Annotated in this window: 2 protein-coding genes; both read right to left on the bottom strand. The window is 67.2% G+C overall.

The annotated features are described in order from the left end of the window. Window positions 1-11: 11 nt before the first annotated feature. Entirely contained in the window at window positions 12-7,877 is a 7,866-nt protein-coding gene (locus NLX68_RS04550; protein WP_254282919.1) for a non-ribosomal peptide synthetase, read from the bottom strand. Window position 7,878: 1 nt separating this feature from the next. Next, complete coding sequence (locus NLX68_RS04555) at window positions 7,879-18,930, bottom strand: non-ribosomal peptide synthetase (RefSeq protein ID WP_254282921.1); 11,052 nt, start codon at window positions 18,928-18,930, stop codon at window positions 7,879-7,881. Window positions 18,931-18,968: the final 38 nt, after the last annotated feature.

Genomic DNA, 18,968 nt, shown 5'->3' on the forward strand with positions numbered 1-18,968 from the left:
ACGACCCCTTGTCAGGAAAGCAGTTTCTCAAGATCTTCGGCAGATAGACGTTTGAGAGCCTCCAGGGATTTAGTCAACTCGTCCTGTAGCGGCGAAAGCGCGTCCTGCAAGGCCTGGACCTGGGCACAGAAGGCCTCCAGGTGCTCGGCTTCGAACAGCAGCTTGAGCGGCACCTCCAGGGCCAGTTGGTCGCGCAGGCGCATCACCACCTGGGTGGCCATCAACGAATGACCGCCCAACTGGAAGAAGTTGTCGTCCAGGCCTACCTGCTCGGTGCCCAGCACCGCTTGCCAGGTCGCCGCCACCTGCTGCTGCAGCGCCGACTGCGGTGGCCGATGCAGCGCCTGAGCGCTCAGGCTTGGCGGCGCGGGCAATTGCCGGCGGTCGAGCTTGCCGTTGGGGCTCAGCGGCATTTCACTCAAGGCCACCAGGTGGCTGGGCAGCATATGTTCAGGCAGGGCCTGGCGCAGGAACTCGCGCAAGCCGGCGATGGCCTCGGCACTGGCCTGGCCTTCGGCAACCAGGTAGGCCACCAGTTGCGTGCCGCCGACCGCCTCGCGGGCGACCACCACCGCTTCACGTATCGCCGGGTGTTCCAGCAGCCGCGCCTCGATTTCCCCCAGCTCGATGCGCAGCCCGCGGATCTTGACCTGATGGTCGATACGCCCGGCATACTCGATTGCGCCGTCGGCGCCAAAACGTGCCAGGTCACCGGTGCGGTACATGCGCTGGCCTGGCACGAACGGGTCGAGCGGGAAGCGCTCGGCGGTCAGCCCCGGGCGACGGTGGTAACCGCGCGCCAGGCCGGCACCGGCCAGGTACAGCTCGCCCAGCACACCCTCGGCAACCGGCTCAAGGTTGCCATCGAGGATGTAGGTGCGCAGGTTGGCAATGGCGTGGCCGATCGGCACGCTGGTCCGGCCGTCATCGACACACTGCCAGTGGGTCACGTCGATGGCCGCTTCGGTCGGCCCGTAGAGGTTGAACAGAGCGGCCGCCGGCAGCTTGGCGAACACCTGCTGCTGGGCCTCGACCGGCAGCGCCTCGCCACTGCAGATGATCCGCGACAAGCCGCTGCAGCGGGCAACCTGCGGTGCCTGGAGGAACACCTGGAGCATCGACGGGACGAAGTGCAAGGTGCTGATGCCCTCACGCTCGATCAACTCGATCAGGCGGTCCGGGTCGCGGTGATCGCCCGGCGCGGCAACCACCAGGCGCGCGCCGGTCATCAGCGGCCAGAAGAACTCCCAGACCGACACGTCGAAACTGAACGGGGTTTTCTGCAGCACCGCGTCGCTGGCATCCAGGCCATAGGCTTGCTGCATCCAGCACAGGCGATTGACCAGGGCACTGTGGCGGTTGCCCGCACCCTTGGGCTTGCCGGTGGAGCCGGAGGTGTAGATCACATAGGCCAGGTGCTCGCCCTGCACCGCCACCTGCGGATCGTCTTCGCGGCTGGCGACCGTGTGCGCCTGGTCGAGCAGCAGCGTGCGCAGCCCCGGGGTCGGCGGCAGGCCGTCGAGCAACCAGGACTGTGTCAGCAGCAGTTCGATGCCGCTGTCCGCGAACATATGCGCCAGGCGCTCGCGCGGGTAGTCCGGGTCCAGTGGCACATAGGCGCCGCCGGCCTTGAGGATCGCCAGCAGGCCAATGACCATCTCCAGCGAACGCTCGGCGGCAATCCCCACCAGCACATCCGGCCCAACCCCTTGATCGATCAACGCCCAGGCCAGGCGGTTGGCGCGGGCATTGAGCTGGGCGTAGCTCAGGCTTTGCCCGCCATACACCAGGGCCGGTGCCTGGGGCGTGCGCTGCACCTGGGCCTCGATCAACTGCTGGATGCTGCACTGCAGCGGATAGTCGGCCAGCTCTCCCGCGCCCTGGGCAACCTGCTGAGCGCGCGCCTCGGCGCTGAACAGGCTGAGGCTGGCGACCGCCTCATGCCCCTGGCAGTCGCCCAGTTGCAGCAGCAGTTGGTGCAGTTGCGCCCCCAGGCGCTGCACCGCCGAGGCATCGAAATCGGCGCAGGTATATTTGAAGGTCACGCTCAACTGCTCGCCGGCATCCACCAGCAGGGTCAGCGGGAAGCCGTTCTGCTCATGACCGATCACCTCGCCAAAGCGCAAGCCGGCCGGCGCGCCCTGCTCCAGGGCCTGGGCCACCGGGTAGTTCTCGAACACCAGCAAGGTATCGAACAGCGGCTGACCGCTGTGCCCGGCCCAGCGCTGGATCTCGTACAGCGGCGTGTGCTCCTGCTCGCGCAGGTTGAGGTTGTGCGCCTGCAGGGCCTGCAGCCAGTGCTGCAACGATTGCTGCGCCCGCGCGCCGCCGATGACCGGCAGGCTGTTGATGAACAGTCCGATCTGCCGCTCGATGCCCTTGAGCTCGGCCGGACGCCCGGACACGGTGGCGCCGAAAGTGACATTGTCCTGGCCGCTGTAATGCTGCAGCAGCAATGACCAGGCGCCCTGCACCAGGGTATTGAGGGTGACCTTTTGCGCCCTGGCAAATGCGTGCAGGCGCTGGGTCTGCCCGATGCTCAGGGCCTGCTGGTGCTGAGCGCTGCCCACTGCGGCCTGAGCGGGCTCGCGGGCGATGGCCTGGCTCAGCAGGGTCGGGCCGTCGAAGTGTTGCAACTGCTGGCGCCAGAACGCCTGGCAGGCAGCGCCGTCGCGCCCCTGCAGCCAGCCGATATAGTCGCGGTAGCGGCCGATCGGCGCGTCCACTGTTTCACCGGCGTAGCGCTGCAGCACCTCCGCCAGCAGCTGTGCATTGCTCCAGCCGTCCATCAGGATGTGGTGGCTGGTGAAGATCAGCTCATGCATCTGCTCGTCGCGACGGATCAGGCTCAGGCGCAGCAATGGCGCGCTGTCGAGGGCAAAGCCGGCGTTGCGTTCCTGGGCTGCGAGGTCGTCCAGCGCCGTGGCACCGTGCGGCGCCCCGCGCAGGTCGATGCTGGCAAACGCCAGCGGCACATCGCGCACCACCACCTGCACCGGCGCGGCGAAATCGCCTTGCCAGTGAAACTGGCTGCGCAGGCTGTCATGGGCATCCAGCGTGGCCTGCCAGGCATGGCGGAAACGCTCGACGTCCAGGCCCTGGACCTGCACCCGCAGTTGATTGATGTTGTCACCGCAGGTTTGCGCATTCAGGGCGTGGAACAACATGCCCTGCTGCATCGGCGACAGCGGGTAGACATCGGCAATCTGCCCTGGCGCCAATGGCAGACGCTCGAGCTGCGCCTGGCTGAGTGCCGCCAGGGGGAAGTCCGACGGCGTTACCGCGCCGTTGCCGGGTGCCAGGCAATGCTCGACCAGTTGCACCAGTTGCTGGCTCAGGGCATCCGCCAGGCGCTGTACCGTGGCCGGAGCGAACATGGCCTGGCTGAAGGTCCAGTCCAGGGTCAGCTCACCGCCATACACCTGGCCGTTGATGCTCAACCAGTTACCCAGCGGTGCCTGGTCGCCCTGCTCGGCCCCGGACGCTTCACTGGCCGGGGCGAACAAAGCGTGCGGGTCATCGAAGCTGGCGTCAAACTGGCCCAGGTAGTTGAAGGTAATGCGCGGCGTCGGCAGGCGGGCCAGCGCCTGGCGCTGCTCGGCACTGCCGTAGGCGTGCAGCACGCCAAAATCCAGGCCCTTGTTGGGGATCGCCCGCAACTGCTCCTTGATGGCCTTGATCGAGGCGCCGAGGCTGTTGCCTGGGGTCAGGCAGGCCGGGAACGCCGTGGTGAACCAACCGACCGTACGGGTCAGGTCGATGTCCTCGAACAGCGCCTCGCGGCCATGCCCCTCAAGCTGGACCCAGGTGGAGGCCTGGCCGCTCCACTGGCAGATCACCTGCGCCAGGGCGGTCAACAGCAGGTCGTTGATCTGCGTGCGGTAGGCAGCCGGTGCCTGTTGCAGCAAGGCGCGCGTGTGCGGTGCGTCGAGACGGCTGCGCACGCTGCAGGCCTGATCCTTGCTCAAGCTGGCGTGGCGGTTGTCGCAGGGCAGGTCCTCGCCGGCGCTAGCGCCCAGGCCCGTCCAGTACGCCGCGGCGCCAGCACTGTCGGCACTGCCGGCATACTGCTGCAAGCGCCCGGCCCAGGCCTGCACGGCACTGGTGCGCGGCGACAGTTGCGCGGCCTGGCCAGCGGCCAGTTGGGCATAAACGGCTTGCAGGTCTTCGAACAGAATTCGCCAGGAAACACCGTCGACCACCAGGTGATGGACCACCAGCAACAGGCGCTGGCCACCCTCGTCCAGGTCCACCAGCAAGGCCCGGAGCAAAGGCCCGGCACCCAGGTCGAGGCTGCGCTGGGCCTGCTCGCACAGGCTCAGCAGTTGCTCTGCCGAGGCGGCGCGACGCTGCCACACCAGGCCCTCGCCAACCGCCGCGCAGTGATCGGCACGCCAGCCCTGTGGGCCGTGCACGAAGCGTTGGCGCAGCGCATCGTGATGCGCTACCAGCAGCTGCAATGCCTGTTCAAGGCGTTGTGGCTCAAGCACCTGACGCGGCGCCAGCAACACCGACTGGTTCCAGTGATGACGCTCGGCCACGGGGCTGTCGAAGAACTGCCGTTGAATCGGCAACAACGCCAGCTCGCCACTGGCCGGGCCCTGCTCGACCTGCAACGCGTGGCCGGTGAAGCTGGCCACCGTGGCCAGGCTCTGTACGGTCTGGTACTGGAACAGGTCTTTGGGGCTGAAATGAATACCGGCCTGACGCGCGCGGCTGACCACCTGGATGGAGACGATCGAGTCACCGCCCAGTTCGAAGAAATTGTCCTGGCGCCCGATCTGTTCACGCTTGAGCACCTGCGCCCAGATCTGCGCGATCGCTTGTTCAAGATCGCCCTGGGGCGCGCTGAAGGTTGTGCTGCCCGCCTCGTTTTCAGGCAGCGGCAACGCCTTGCGATCCAGTTTGCCGTTGACCGTCAAGGGCAGTTGCGCCAACCGCAGCAGGTGGCTCGGCACCATGTGCGCCGGCAGGCGAGCGGCAAGCGCTTCGCGCAGGGCGTGCACCTGGACCTCTCCCTCGGCCACCACGTAGCCGACCAGTTGCGGCCCGCGCGGCCCCTCCTGGGCCAGCACCACCGCTTCGCGCACACCGGCCTGGGCCTGCAGGCAGGCCTCGATTTCACCCAGCTCAATACGCAGGCCGCGCAGCTTGAGCTGATGGTCGATACGCCCGACATAATGCAGCTCAGCCTGCGCCCGGCGGCTCACCAGGTCGCCACTGCGGTACAGGCGCGCGCCAGGGGCACCGTAAGGGTCGGGGATGAAACGCTCGGCGGTCAGCCCCGGCCGGCGGTGGTAACCGCTGGCCAGCGAGGCGCCCCCCAGGTACAGCTCACCCAGGCCGCCCTGTGGGCAGCGCAGCAGGTTGGCGTCCAGCACCTGGGCACTGACGTTGCTGATCAGTGCGCCGATGCGGATGATGTCCTCGGGCTCCTGCCCGGTCAGCTCATGGCTGCTGGCATCGATGGTCGATTCGGTCGGGCCATAGAGGTTGATCACGCGGCCCTGCCAGTACTGCGCCAACTGTTTTACCAGGCTGGCCTTGAGCGCCTCGCCGCCGACGAACAACAGCCGCAGCGACGCCAGTTGCCCTGGCTGCAACGAACTGAGCAGCCCTTGCAGCAGCGAGGGTGCCAGTTGCAACACGCTGATGCGCTGCTCGGCCACCAGTGGCCACAGCTGGGTCAGGTCCTCGTTCAGCTCGGCCGGTGCCAGCACCAACGGCGCGCCGCACAGCAGCGGCAGCCAGAACTCCCAGACCGAGGCATCGAAACTGCAGGCAGTCTTTTGCAGCACCCGGTCATCGGCCTGCAGCGGATAGGCGCGCATCATCCACTGCATGTGGTTGGCCAAGCCGCCGTGGCGAATGGCAACGCCTTTGGGCTGACCGGTGGAGCCGGAGGTGTAGATCACATAGGCCAGGCTGTGCGGGTGCAGCACCAGCGCCGGCGCTCCCGGGTCGCTGGCCGGTACGCCCAGGGCCTGCTCGTCGAGCAGCAGGGTACGTGGCGCCGACAGCGTCCCCAGGCGGGCGCTGAGTGCGGCGTGGCTGAGCAACAGCTGCATGCCGCTGTCGTCGATCATGTACTGCAGGCGCTCGCGTGGGTAATCCGGGGCCAGCGGCACATAGGCCGCACCGGCCTTGAGCACCGCCAGTTGCGCCACGACCATCTCCAGGCTGCGCTCCAGCGCCAGGCCCACCAGGCTTTGCGCGCCAATGCCGGCCTCGCGCAGTTGCCAGGCCAGGCGGTTGCTGCGCGCCTCAAGTTCGCCGTGGCTGTACGACTGCCCGGCGACGATCAACGCCACCGCGTCGGGCTGGCGTTGCAGTTGGGCACGCAACATCGGCAACAGCAGTTCGCCTGGCGCCTGCTCTGCCAGGCCCTGCGCACAGGCGGGCTCGGTGTCCAGGGCAATGGCCTCCAGGCACTGCCGGGTATCACCGGCGAACGCCTGCAACAGCACCTGCCAGTGGCCGGCCATGCGTTCGATGGTCGCTGCATCGAACAGGTCCAGGGCGTAGGTCAGCGATGCCCACAGACGCTCACCCTCCTCGAAGGTGTCGAGGTTGAGGTCGAAGGGCGAGGCATGGCTGTCCCAGTTCAGCGCCTCGATGCGCAAACTGCCGGCAAGCCCGGCAACACTGGCACCCTGCCCGGCGTCGACCTGGTGGTTGAACATCACCTGGAACAACGGATTGAAGCTCAAGCTGCGCTCCGGCTGCAGGGCTTCGACCAGTTGCTCGTACGGCAGGTCCTGGTAGGCCTGGGCGGCGAGCGCGGTGCGTTTGACCTGTTGTATGAACGCGCTCAGTGTCTCGCGCCCGTGCACCTCGGCCTTGAGCACCTGGGTGTTGACGAAAAAGCCGATCAAGCCCTTGGTTTCGGCGCGGTTGCGGTTGGCCACCGGCACCCCGACGCGGATCTGCTGCTGGCCGCTGTAGCGGTGCAGCAGCAGTTGGAACGACGCCAGCAGCAGCATGAACAGGGTCACCCCTTCACGCTGGCAGGTACGCCGCAGGCCACTGAGCAATTCAGGCGGCAGGTCAATCTGCCAGCGCCCGCCACGGTAACTGCTTTGCGCCGGGCGCGGGCGGTCGTGGGGCAGCTCCAGCAAGGCCTGCTCATCACCCAGGTGCGCGGTCCAGTAAGCCAGTTGCCGCTCGCGCTCGCCGGCCTCCATCCAGCAACGCTGCCACAGCGCATAGTCGGCGTACTGGATCGGCAGCGCCGGCAGCGAGGCCGGTTGGCCCTGGCTGAAGCCCAGGTACAGCGCTACCAGTTCTTGCACCAGCACCTGCATCGACCAGCCATCGGCGACGATGTGGTGCAGCGCCAGCACCAGCACATGCTCCTGTTCGTCCAGGCGCAGCAAACGCGCACGCAGCAGCGGCCCGTGCTGCAGGTCAAAGGGCTGTTGCAAGGTGCTGTCGACAAAAGCATCGATCAGCGCCTGGCGCGCCGGGGCCGGGGCCGGCGCCTCAACACTGTGCAGCTCCAGCGCCAGTTCGGCGTGTGCCTGTACCCGCTGGACGGCGTGCTCGGCCTGTTGCTCGAAGGTGGTGCGCAGGCTTTCGTGACGCGCGACCAGGGCCGTGAGGCTGCGCTGCAGGGCCTGGCTGTCGAGCGCGCCGTGCAGGTGCAAGGCGGCCGGAATATGGTAGGCACTGCTGTGCCGGTCCAGTTGCCAGAGGAACCACTGGCGCTGCTGGGCGTAGGACAGCGGCAGGTCGCCGTGTTCCAGACGGCTGACCGGGATCGGCAGTTGCGCCAGGCTCATGCCCTTGCCGGCGAGTTTTTCCAGGAACAGCCGGCGCTGCTCCGCAGGCAGCTTGATGAAGCGCTGCACCAGCTGCGAATTGTCCATTCCAGCCATGTCAGTTCGCCTCCAGTTCGTTGAGAAAGTCAAACATGTCGCTCAGGTCTTCCTCTCGATTCGATGTCATGCACGCGGCCACGGCCTCGGCGTACTCCGCCAGGCTGCGGGCCTTGAAAATCAGCTCCAGGGCCAGGTCCGCGCCAAGCTCCAACTGCGCCTGGGCGGTGGCCTGGGTGGCCAGCAGCGAGTGCCCGCCCAATTCGAAGAAGTTATCCAGCAGACCGACCCGCTCGACCTTGAGCACCTGCTGCCAGATCGTCGCCAGGCGGCGTTGCAGGTCGCTTGCCGGGGCCTGGTAGGCTTCACTGCCGTGCAGCGCCTGGGGTGCGGGCAAGGCCTTGCGGTCAAGCTTGCCGTTGGGGGTCACGGGCAGCTGTTCGAGCTGCATCAGCTGGCTCGGCACCATGTACGCCGGCAGCTGGCTTTGCAGCTGCGCCTTGAGTGCGCTGAGCCAGGTTGCAGGCGCCTCAGCCAGGCCGTCGCGGCTGGCGACCAGGTACCCGACCAGGGTCTTGCCATGGGCGCCGTCATGGGCCACCACCACGGCCTCGGCAACCCCTGGCTGGGCTTGCAGGCAGGCTTCGATTTCGCCCAGTTCGATACGGAAACCGCGCACCTTGACCTGGTGGTCGATGCGCCCCAGGCAATCGACGATGCCGCTGACGCGCTGGCGCACCAGATCGCCGGAACGATACAAGCGCCCGCCAATGCTGCCGCTCGGGTCGGGCACGAAACGCTCGGCCGTCAGCCCCGGACGGTTCAGGTAGCCACGCGCCACCCCATAGCCCCCCAGGTACAACTCACCCGCCAGGCCATCGGGCAGCAGGTTCAATGCGGCATCGAGTACCTGCACGCTACGCTCGCCGACCCGGCTGCCGATCGGCGCATACGCCGCACCACAGGTGTCGCTCGCCGCCGCTTTCCAGATCAGCGGGGTGACCACGGTTTCAGTCGGGCCATAGCCATTGATGATGAACTCGGGTTTGAGCGCCCGCCGCGCCAGTTCGAAACTGGCCTGCGCCACGGCGTCGCCACCAAAGCAATAGATGCGCACCGCTGGCGGGTTGCCACGGCGCTCGGCCAGCTCGGCCAATTGCTGCAGGTACACCGGCGGGAACGCCGCCACCGTCACCCCGTGGCGGTGCAACGCCTCAAAGGTTTGTTCCGGGGTCCACAGGCTGTCGTCACGCAACAGCACGCGCCCGCCGTGGGTCAGGGTGGTCAGCCAGCGTTCGTGAGCGCCGTCGAAGGCAAACGACATGAACAGCAGCTCGCAATCGCTGGCGCTCATGCCGTAGCGCTCGCCGATCCGCGCGCAGTGCATGGCCAGTGGCCCGTGGGCCACGGCAACGCCCTTGGGCTGACCGGTAGAGCCGGAGGTGTAGATGATGTAGGCCAGGTTGTCCGGCTCGATCGCGACCACCGGCGCCTGTTGCGGCCAGTCGTCCAGGCACAGGCGGTCCAGGTGCAGCACCTCCAGCTGCGCCGGCAGTGACACCTCCCAGGCCAGGCGGGAGTCGCTGAGCAGCAAGGCCGCGGCACTGTCTTCGAGCAGGTAGGCCAGGCGCTCGGCCGGGTAATTGATATCCAGCGGCACATAGGCGCCACCGGCCTTGAGCACCGCCAGCAGCGCCACCAGCATCGCTTCGTCGCGGCCCAGGCCCACCGCTACCCGTACTTCCGGGCCTACGCCACGGGCGACCAGGGCATGCGCCAGTTGGTTGGCACGGCGCTCCAACGCGGCGAAGCTCAGGACCCGCTCGCCTTGCAGCACCGCCGGTTGTTGCGGCTGTTGCACGGCCCACTGGGCAATGCGCTGATGCACCAGCGGGTAATCGCCCGGCCCTTGCTGCAGGTTGCGCTGATGTGCCTGGGCACGTTCAGCGGCCAGCGGCAAGGCGATCTCGCCGAGGCGAACATCGCTGCCGGCCATGAACTGCTCCAGCAGGTTGAGCAGATGCGCCGCCAGGCGCTGCACCGCCTGCGCGCTGAACTGGCCGGCGGCATAGTCGAAGCCCAGGTGCAGCGACTCTCCCAGTTCCACAGCCAAGGCCAACGGGTAGTGCGTCTGCTCGTGGCTGCGCAGCGGGCCGAACTGCAGGCCGCTGTCGGCCTGGCGCTGCAAGGCCTCGGCGACCGGATAGTTCTCGAACACCAACAGGCTGTCGAACAACGCCTCACCGCCCAACCCCGCCCAACGCTGGATTTCGAACAGCGGCGTGGCTTCATGCTCACCCATGGCCAGGCTCAACGCCTGCACTTGCTGCAGCCACTGGCCAACGGTCAAGAACGGCTGCGGGTTGGCGATCACCGGCAAGGTGTTGATGAACAGGCCGATCTGCCGGTCGGCGCCGGGCACCTGGGCCGGGCGCCCGGCCACCGTGGCACCGAAGGCCACGCTGGCTTGGCCGGTATAGCGTTGCAGCAGTAACAGCCAGGCCGCTTGCACCAGGGTGTTGACGGTGACTTTACTGGCCCGGGCAAAGCTTACCAGGGCCTCGGTGCCTGAGCGGTCGAGGCTCTGCGCATAGGTGGCACGCCCGCCCGCCTCGCTAACCTCACCATAGGCGGCCAATGCCGGTGCCAGGTGCGTCGGTGCTTCCAGCCCGGCCAGGTGCTGCTGCCAGAACCCTGCGCTGGCCGCGGCGTCTTGCGCCTGCAACCAGGCAATGTAATCACGGTAACGCCCGGCCGCCGCCAACGGGGTATGGCCGTGGTAGCGTTCGAGCACCTCGCCGAGCAACTGCGCGTAGCTCCAGCCGTCCATGAGGATATGGTGGTTGGTGTAGATGAACTGATAACGGTCCTCAAAGCAGCGCACCAGGCTCAGGCGCAGCAACGGCGCCTGCTGCAGGTCAAACCCCTGCTCGCGGTCACTGCGCGCCAGGGCCTGTACGGCCTGGTCCAGGTCGGCACGCCCGCGCCAGTCGAACTCGGCGAAAGGCAACTCGACCTGCTTGCGCACAAACTGCAGCGGCTGGGGCAGTTCGCCCTGCCAGATAAACCCGCTGCGCAGGATGTCATGGGCCTGCAGGGTCTGTTTCCAGGCCTGGCGGAAGCGGGCAACCTCCAGCCCGCGCACCTCGACCTGCATCTGGTTGACGTAGTCCCCGTTGCCTTGGGCATACAGCGCATGGAACAACATGCCCTGCTGCATCGGCGACAGTGGATACAGGTCGTCGATCTCGCCCGGCACCAATGGCAGGCTGTCGAGTTGCGCCTGGTCCAGGGCCGCCAGCGCCACATCCGAGGGGGTCAGGCCGCCCTGTTGCGGGGCGCAGCAGTGCTCGATCAGCGCTTGCAGGGCGGCGCTGTAGTCCTCGGCCAGACAGGCGATCAACGCCGGCTCGAATACCTCGGTGCTGAAGGTCCAGCCCAGGCTCAACTGGCCCTCATAGACCTGGCCATTGAGGGTCAACGGCGCGCCCAGCGGCGCATCCGGGCTCTGGTCGCGGCTACCGCTGTCGCCGGCCGGACGCAGCAAGGCCTGGGCGTCGGCAAAGCTGCCGTCGAACTGCCCCAGGTAGTTGAAGATGATCGGCGCGCCGGGCAATGCCGCCAGTTGCTGGCGGGTAGCCGGGTCGGCGAGGTAACGCAGCACGCCGTAACCGATGCCCTTGTTCGGCACCGCACGCAGTTGTTCCTTGATTGCCTTGAGCGATGCCCCCACCTCGGTCCGGGGCGTCAGGCGCAACGGGAACAGGCTGGTGAACCAGCCCACGGTGCGGCTCAGGTCCAGGCCTTCGAACAGCTCTTCACGGCCATGGCCTTCGAGCTGGATATGCAGGCTGGGTTCACCGGTCCAGCGGCAGATCACCTGCGCCAGCGCCGTCAACAGCAGGTCGTTGACCTGGGTCCGGTACGCCTGGGGCGCCTGTTGCAGTAACTGGCGGGTGGTTGCCGCATCCAGGCGGCTGTACAGCGTGTGCGCATGGCGATTGAGCGCAGGCGCCAGCGATCGGCTGCCGGGCAACGGCCCGCCTGCGCCTTGGCCCTGGGCCTGCCAGAACGCCAGCTCATCGCGCAGTTGCGGGCTGTCAGCCAGGCGTTGCAGGTGCTCGGCCCAGCCCTGATAGGCGCTGGTGCGTGCCGCCAATGCAACGGCCTGGCCAGCGTGCAATTGCCGGTAAACGCTCTGCAGGTCTTCAAACAGGATGCGCCAGGACACCCCGTCCACCACCAGGTGGTGAATGGCCAGGAACAGTCGCTGACTGCCATCGGCCAGGGTCGCCAACAGGCCGCGCAGCAACGGCCCCTGGGCCAGGTCGAGGCTGCGCTGGAGCTCATCGCACACGCGGGTCAACCCGGCGCTGTCCTGCACCCGGGCTTGAACCAGCAAGCCGGGCAACGGCGCCTGGCGATAGTGCGCCGACCAGCCCTCGGCTGATTCGACAAAGCTCAAGCGCAGTGCATCATGGTGCTTGACCAAGGCTTGCAAGGCCTGCTCCAGGTGTTGCGGGTCCAGGTGCTGCTGGGGCTCGAGCAACACCGACTGGTTCCAGTGCTGGCGCTCGGCGATGGCCTCGGCGAAAAACGCCTGCTGAATCGGCAGCAGGATCTGCTCGCCACTGACCTCGCCGCGGGCAAGCGCTGCGGGCGCCTCGCCGCGCCGGGCGACAGCGGCCACACCCTGGACCGTCTGGTACTGGAACAGCGCTTTGGCGCTGAAGTGGATGCCGGCCTGGCGGGCACGGCTGACCACCTGGATGGAGATGATCGAATCGCCACCCAGCTCGAAGAAGTTGTCCTGCACGCCCACCTGTTCACGCTTGAGCACCTCGGCCCAAATGGCGGCCAGCTGCCTTTCCATGGCGTTGCGCGGCGCCTGGAACGCAGCCTGTGCCGCTACCTGCGGCAGCGGCAAGGCCTGGCGATCGAGCTTGCCGTTGGCGTTCAGCGGCAATTGTTCGAGCAGCAGCCAGTGCACCGGCAGCATGTGCTCCGGCAGGCGGGTGCGCAGGTGCGCCTTGAGCAGCTCCTGCAACCCCTGGTCAGCCCCGGGCGCGACGACATAGGCCACCAGTTGCGGCCCCTGGGCGCCAGGCTGGGCAAGTACCGCCACGGCGCTTACCTGATGGTGCGCACGCAGGCGCGCCTCGATCTCGCCCAGCTCGATGCGCAGGCCGCGAATCTTCACTTGATGGTCGATACGGCCAAGGTACTCGATGACCCCGTCGGTGCGCTGACGGCCCAGGTCGCCGCTGCGGTACAGGCGCGCACCGGGGGCCCCGAACGGGTCCGGCACGAACTGCTGCGCAGTCAGCCCCGGGCGCTGCAGGTAGCCACGGGCCAAGCCCTCGCCACCCAGATAAAGCTCGCCAACCACCCCCCCAGGCACCGGGTTGAGCTGGGCATCGAGCAGATAGGCCGAACGTGCCCCCACCGGGGTCCCGATCGGCGCATACGGCGCCGCTTCACCCGAGGGCTCGCAGGCCCAGATCAACGGGCTGATCAGCGCCTCGGTGGGGCCGTAGGCGTTGTACAGCTGCACGCCGCGCAAGTGCTCAAGCGCCGCCACTTGCTGCTGGCTCCAGGCTTCCCCGCCGAGAATGCAGGCACGCACGTTCAGCGCCGGGCTGCCCGGGGCGGCGGCCGCGATGATGCCGGTGAGGTAGCTGGGCGGCAGGTCGAGGACACTCAGGCCATGCGCTTGAACCTGGGCCAACAGCGCTTCATAACTCCAGTGAGTCACGTCGCCGATCAGCAGCGCCGCGCCCTGGATCAGCGGCATGAAGATCTGCTCGGCGGCCGCATCGAAACTCACCGAGGCAAACTGCAGCAGGCGATCTTCGGCGCTCAGTGCATAACGCGCTGCCGCTGCCTGGCAATGCATGGCCAGGGCGCCATGCTCGACCGCCACCCCCTTGGGCTGGCCGGTCGAGCCGGAGGTGTAGATGACATAGGCCAGGCTTTGCGCCGCAACCTGCGCGTGCTCCAGCGCCTCGCTCGAGCCACTGCCCAGCTGCTCTTCCAGCACCAGGCGCCGGCAGGTGCTGTCCAGCATCAAGCCATCGAGCAGTTGCCGATGGCCGAGCAGCAACTGCACGCCACTGTCCTCGAGCATGTAGTTCAGGCGCTCGGGCGGATACTGTGGGTCCAGCGGCACATAGGCGCCGCCCGCCTTGAAGATCGCCAGCAGCGCGGTCACCAGGGCCATGCCGCGCTCGGCAAGCAGCCCCACGCGCACCTCCGGGCCCACCCCGGCGGCGTGCAGATGACGGGCCAATTGATTGCTGCGCCGATCCAGCTCGGCATAACTCAAGCGCTGCTCGCCCTCGATCAGTGCCAGCGCCTCGGGCTGCTGTTGCACCCGCGCGGCAAACAGCTCGACCAGCGATTCGGCATGCACTGCCGGCGCCTGGCCGCGTGCACCGGCGAGCAACGCCTGCCATTGCCGGTCATCCTGCACGCGCAGTTGGCCGATGGCCTGCTCAGGCTGCTCGACCATGGCCCGCAACAGGTTCTGCCAGTGCCGGGCCATGCTTTCGATGGTCGCGGCATTGAACAACTCGGCGGCATAGATGAACGCCGCCTGGATGCCATGATCGGTTTCCAGGGTTTCCAGGGTCAGCTCGAACTGCGCCATGCCGCCAGGCAGCAGCATTTCCTGCGCGCTCAAGTGCGGCAGGCTGTTGCCCGCGGCTGCGGCACCGACGGTATTGAGGTGGTTGTACATCACCTGAAACAACGGGTTGTGCTGCAGGCTACGCTGCGGGTTGAGCGCCTCGACCAATTTGTCGAACGGCAGGTCCTGATGGGCCTGGGCTGCCAGCGCGGTATCGCGCGCCTGCGCCAGCAGGGCATTGACCGAGGCCTGCGCCGCCAGCGGCAGACGCATCACCAGGGTATTGACGAAGAAGCCCACCAGGCCTTCGAGCTCTTCGGCGTTGCGGTTGCTGATCGGCATGCCGATGCGGATATCGTCCTGGCCGCTGTAGCGCTGCAGCAGCAGGGCAAACGAAGCAATGAACACCTGGAACAGGGTCAGGTTGTTGCGCCGTGCCAACTGGCGGATGCGCTGTTCGAGCGCCACCGGCAAGTGCAGCTCGACCCGCCCTTCCCGGTAATGCTGGCCGGCCTGGCGCGGATGGTCGGTGGCCAGCTCCAGCACCGGATGCTCGGTGCCCAGTTGCCCACGCCAGTAGTCCAGCTGACGCGCCAGCTCACCGCCTTCGAGCCAGCGGCGCTGCCAGTGCGCATAGTCGCCGTACTGCACCGCCAGCGGTGCCAGGCTCAGCGGCTGCCGGCGCTGGAAGGCGCCATACAGGGCGGCGAACTCACGCCCCAGCACGCCCATCGACCAACCGTCGGAAATGATGTGGTGCAGGGTCACCACCAGGATGAAGTGCTCGGCCGCCACTTCCAGCACCTTGACCCGCAGCAGCGGGCCACGCTCCAGGTCGAACAGCGTGGCGATCTCGGCGCCGACGCTGGCCTGGATCTGCGCGCTGTCCGCCTGCTCCAGGCTCTCCCAGCGCACAATGAGCGGATCATCGGCGTCGACAATCTGGTACAGGGTCCCTTGCTGCTGGCTGAAACGGGTGCGGAAGGCCTCGTGCCGAGCCACCAGGGCGGCAAAGGTCTGCTCCAGGGCGGCACGCTCCAGCTGCCCCCGCAACTGCACCACAATCGGCGTGTGGTACGCCTGGCTTTGCGGTTCCAGGGTCCACAACAACCACTGCCGCTGCTGTGCGAACGACGCCGGCAACGGCTGCCCTGGCGACAGCCGCTGCAACGCCGGGCGGCCGCTGGCGGTGCCGGCCTGTTGCACCTGGCGGGCAAACTCGGCAAGCGTTGCGCTCTCGAACAGGCTGCGCAGCGGCACATCGACCTGCAGTAACCGGCGCACCCGGGAAATAATCTGCGTGGCCAGCAACGAATGACCGCCAAGGTTGAAGAAATTGTCCTGCAGCCCTACCCGCTCGACCTCCAGCACCTGTGCCCAGATCTGTGCCAGCTGTTCCTGCACGGCGTTCTGCGCTGCCTGATAGGGCACCTGCCGCGCCTGCAACTCGATGGCCGCCAGGGCGCGCAGGTCGAGCTTGCCGTTCAAGGTCAGCGGCAGCGCCGCCAGCACGACGTAATGGGCCGGCAGCATGTAGTCCGGCAGCACCTCGCCCAGGCGCTGCTGCAGCTGTGCGGTAAAGGTATGTTCACCGCTGTTGGCCAGGGACTCGTCCAGCACCAGATAGGCGACGATCTGCGCCTGGCCACCGACAGTGGCCAGGCGGGTGACGGCGTCCCTGACCGTCACCTGGCGCCGCAGGCAGGCGCTGATTTCATCGAGCTCGATGCGGTAGCCGCGAATTTTCACCTGATGATCGATGCGCCCGTGGAAACGAATCTGCCCGTCCTCGCGGTAGCTGGTCAGGTCACCGGTGCGATACAGGCGCTGACCGGCCTGGCCATGGGGATCGGGAACAAAACGTTCGGCGGTCAGCCCTGGGCGCCGGTGATAACCGCGGGCCAGGCCGGCGCCGCCGAGCAACAGCTCGCCGTTGACGCCCGCCGGCAGCACCTGCAGGCTGCCGTCCAGCACCCGTGCGCACAGGTTCGGTAATGGCCGGCCCAACGCCGGGACGCTGCCCTGGCTCGGCTCGATCGGCGCCGTCAGCGCGCCCACGGTCGACTCGGTCGGGCCATAGTGGTTGATCACCTGACACGCCGGCGCCCAGGCGGCAATGCGTTCAAGCAAGGCCGGCGAGGCCGCTTCACCGCCCAGCACCAGGCATTGGCGCGGCAACCCGGCGCCGCGGTGGCTGTCGCTGAGCAACGCCTCGATATGCGAGGGGACGATTTTCAGCACATCAATCTGCTCGCGCGCCATGTAGGCGGCAAAACGCTCGGCATCCAGGGTCAGGTCGAGGTCGAGCACATGCAGGGTGCAACCGGAGCACAGCGCGCCAAACAGGGTGGTGTGGCCCAGGTCGGCCGCAATGGTCGAGACCACCGCCATGCTTTGCGCCCCGGCCAGCGGCAGGGTCTGCAGGATGCCCTGGACATAGTTGACCAGCGAGCGATGGGCCAGGGTCACGCCTTTGGCCTGGCCGGTAGAGCCGGAGGTGTAAATCACATACGCCAGGTGCTCGGGGTCCAGCGCCAGCTGCAGGTCATCGTCACGGTATGCGCTGGTCGATTCCTGCTCGCCATCGAGCAGCAGTACCTGCAGCGTGTCCAGTGCCGGCAAGCGCTCAAGCAGGGCCTGCTGGGTCAACAGCAGGCTCACCTGGCTGTCTTGCAGCAGGTAGGCCAGGCGCTCGCGCGGATACTGCGGATCGAACGGCACATAGGCCCCACCGGCCTTGAGGATGGCCAGCAGGCCGACGATCATCTCCAGCGAGCGCTCAACGGCAATCCCCACCAGCACATCCGGGCCTACGCCCTGGGCCTGCAGGTGGCGGGCCAGCTGGTTGGCCCGGGCGTTGAGCTGCTGATAGCTCAGGCTGCGCCCGGCAAAGGTCACCGCGGTGCGCTGCGGCCAGGCAACGGCTTGGCGCTCGATCAACTGGTGGATGCACAACGGCGCATAGCTCACCGTCGGGCTCGGGCCCGACTGCTGGAGCACCGCCTCGCGGGCCTGCGCCGAGAGCATCGGCAATTCGCCGAGCGCCAGCTGCGGCGCCTGGACCATCGCCGTCAGCAGGTTCAGCCAGTGCTCGGCCATGCGCGCGATGGTGGCCGGGGCGAACAGCTCACTGCGGTAGGTGAAGGCCGCATGCAGTTGCCCGCCGCGCTCGAAGGTGTCCAGGGTGAGGTCAAAGCGGGTGGTCCGGCTGGTCCACTCCAGCGCCTGCAACTGCAGGCCGCCAGCGCTATGCACGGCGCTCAGGTCGGCGACTTGCGGCTGATGGTTGTACATCACCTGGAACAGCGGATTGTGGCCACTGTCGCGCTCTACACGCAGGCCTTCGACCAATTGCTCGAACGGCAATTCCTGATGGGCCTGCGCCCCCAGGGCCGTGCCCTTGATCTGTTGCAGCAAGGCACTGACGGCGGCACTGGGGTCGAACTGCAGGCGCAGCACCTGGGTGTTGACGAAAAAGCCGATCAGGCCCTCGACCTCACTGCGATTGCGATTGGCGATGGGCACGCCAATGCGGATGTCGTCCTGGCCGCTGTAGCGCTGCAGCAAGAGCCCGAAGCCGCCCAGCAACAGCATGAACAGGGTGATGTTGTGCTGGCGGGCGGCGCCGCGCAGTTGCTCGGCCAGCACTGGCGGCACGCTGAATTCATGACGGGCGCCGACCTGGCTGGGCCGTGGTGGACGCGGATAATCCAGCGCCAGCGCCAGCACCGGGTGCTCATCACCCAGCTGGGCGCGCCAGTAGTCCAGTTGCCGGGCCTGCTCACCCGCCTCCAGCCAGCGCCGCTGCCACAGGGCATAGTCGCCGTACTGAATCGGCAAGGCCGGCAGCTCCAGCGCCTGGCCACGGTCGGCAGCGTCGTAACGGCGAATGAATTCGTCGATCAGCACGTTCATCGACCAGCCGTCGGCGACGATGTGGTGCATGACCAGCAGCAACACATGCGCCTGCTCGCCCATACGCACCAGGCTCACCCGCAGCAGTGGCCCCTGGGCCAGGTCAAACGGCAACAGGGCCTGGCGCTCGGCTTCGGCCCGTACCCAGGCTTCGCGCTGGTCTTCAGGCTGGTCGCTGACATCGTGCCGGGCAATCTGCAGCGCCTGCGTCACCGGCACCCGCTGCGGCAGGTCATCCGCCCCCTGGATGAACGCGGTGCGCAGGGTTTCGTGACGCGCCAGCAGGCCGGCGAAGGCCGCTTCCAGCGCCTGAAGGTTGAGGGCACCGTTGAGGCGCACGGCGCTGGGCAGGTTGTAGGCACCACTGCCGGGCTCAAGTTGCCAGAGCAACCACATGCGCTGTTGCGCATACGAAAGGCTTCCCTGATCGGCCGTTGCGATCTGTGCCGGAATCGGAAACTGGGCAAAGTCGACACCCTCGCGGCGAAGGCTTTCGAGGAAGATCCGGCGCTTTTCCAGCGGCAACTCTATGAATCGGCGGGCAAGCTTGCGAGCATCTTCGGCATTCATCGACTTTCATCCATCCAGAGGAACAACGAGCCCGCAGG

The organism is Pseudomonas sp. SBB6 (assembly GCF_024213215.1).
In the GTDB taxonomy this organism is placed as follows: domain Bacteria; phylum Pseudomonadota; class Gammaproteobacteria; order Pseudomonadales; family Pseudomonadaceae; genus Aquipseudomonas; species Aquipseudomonas donghuensis.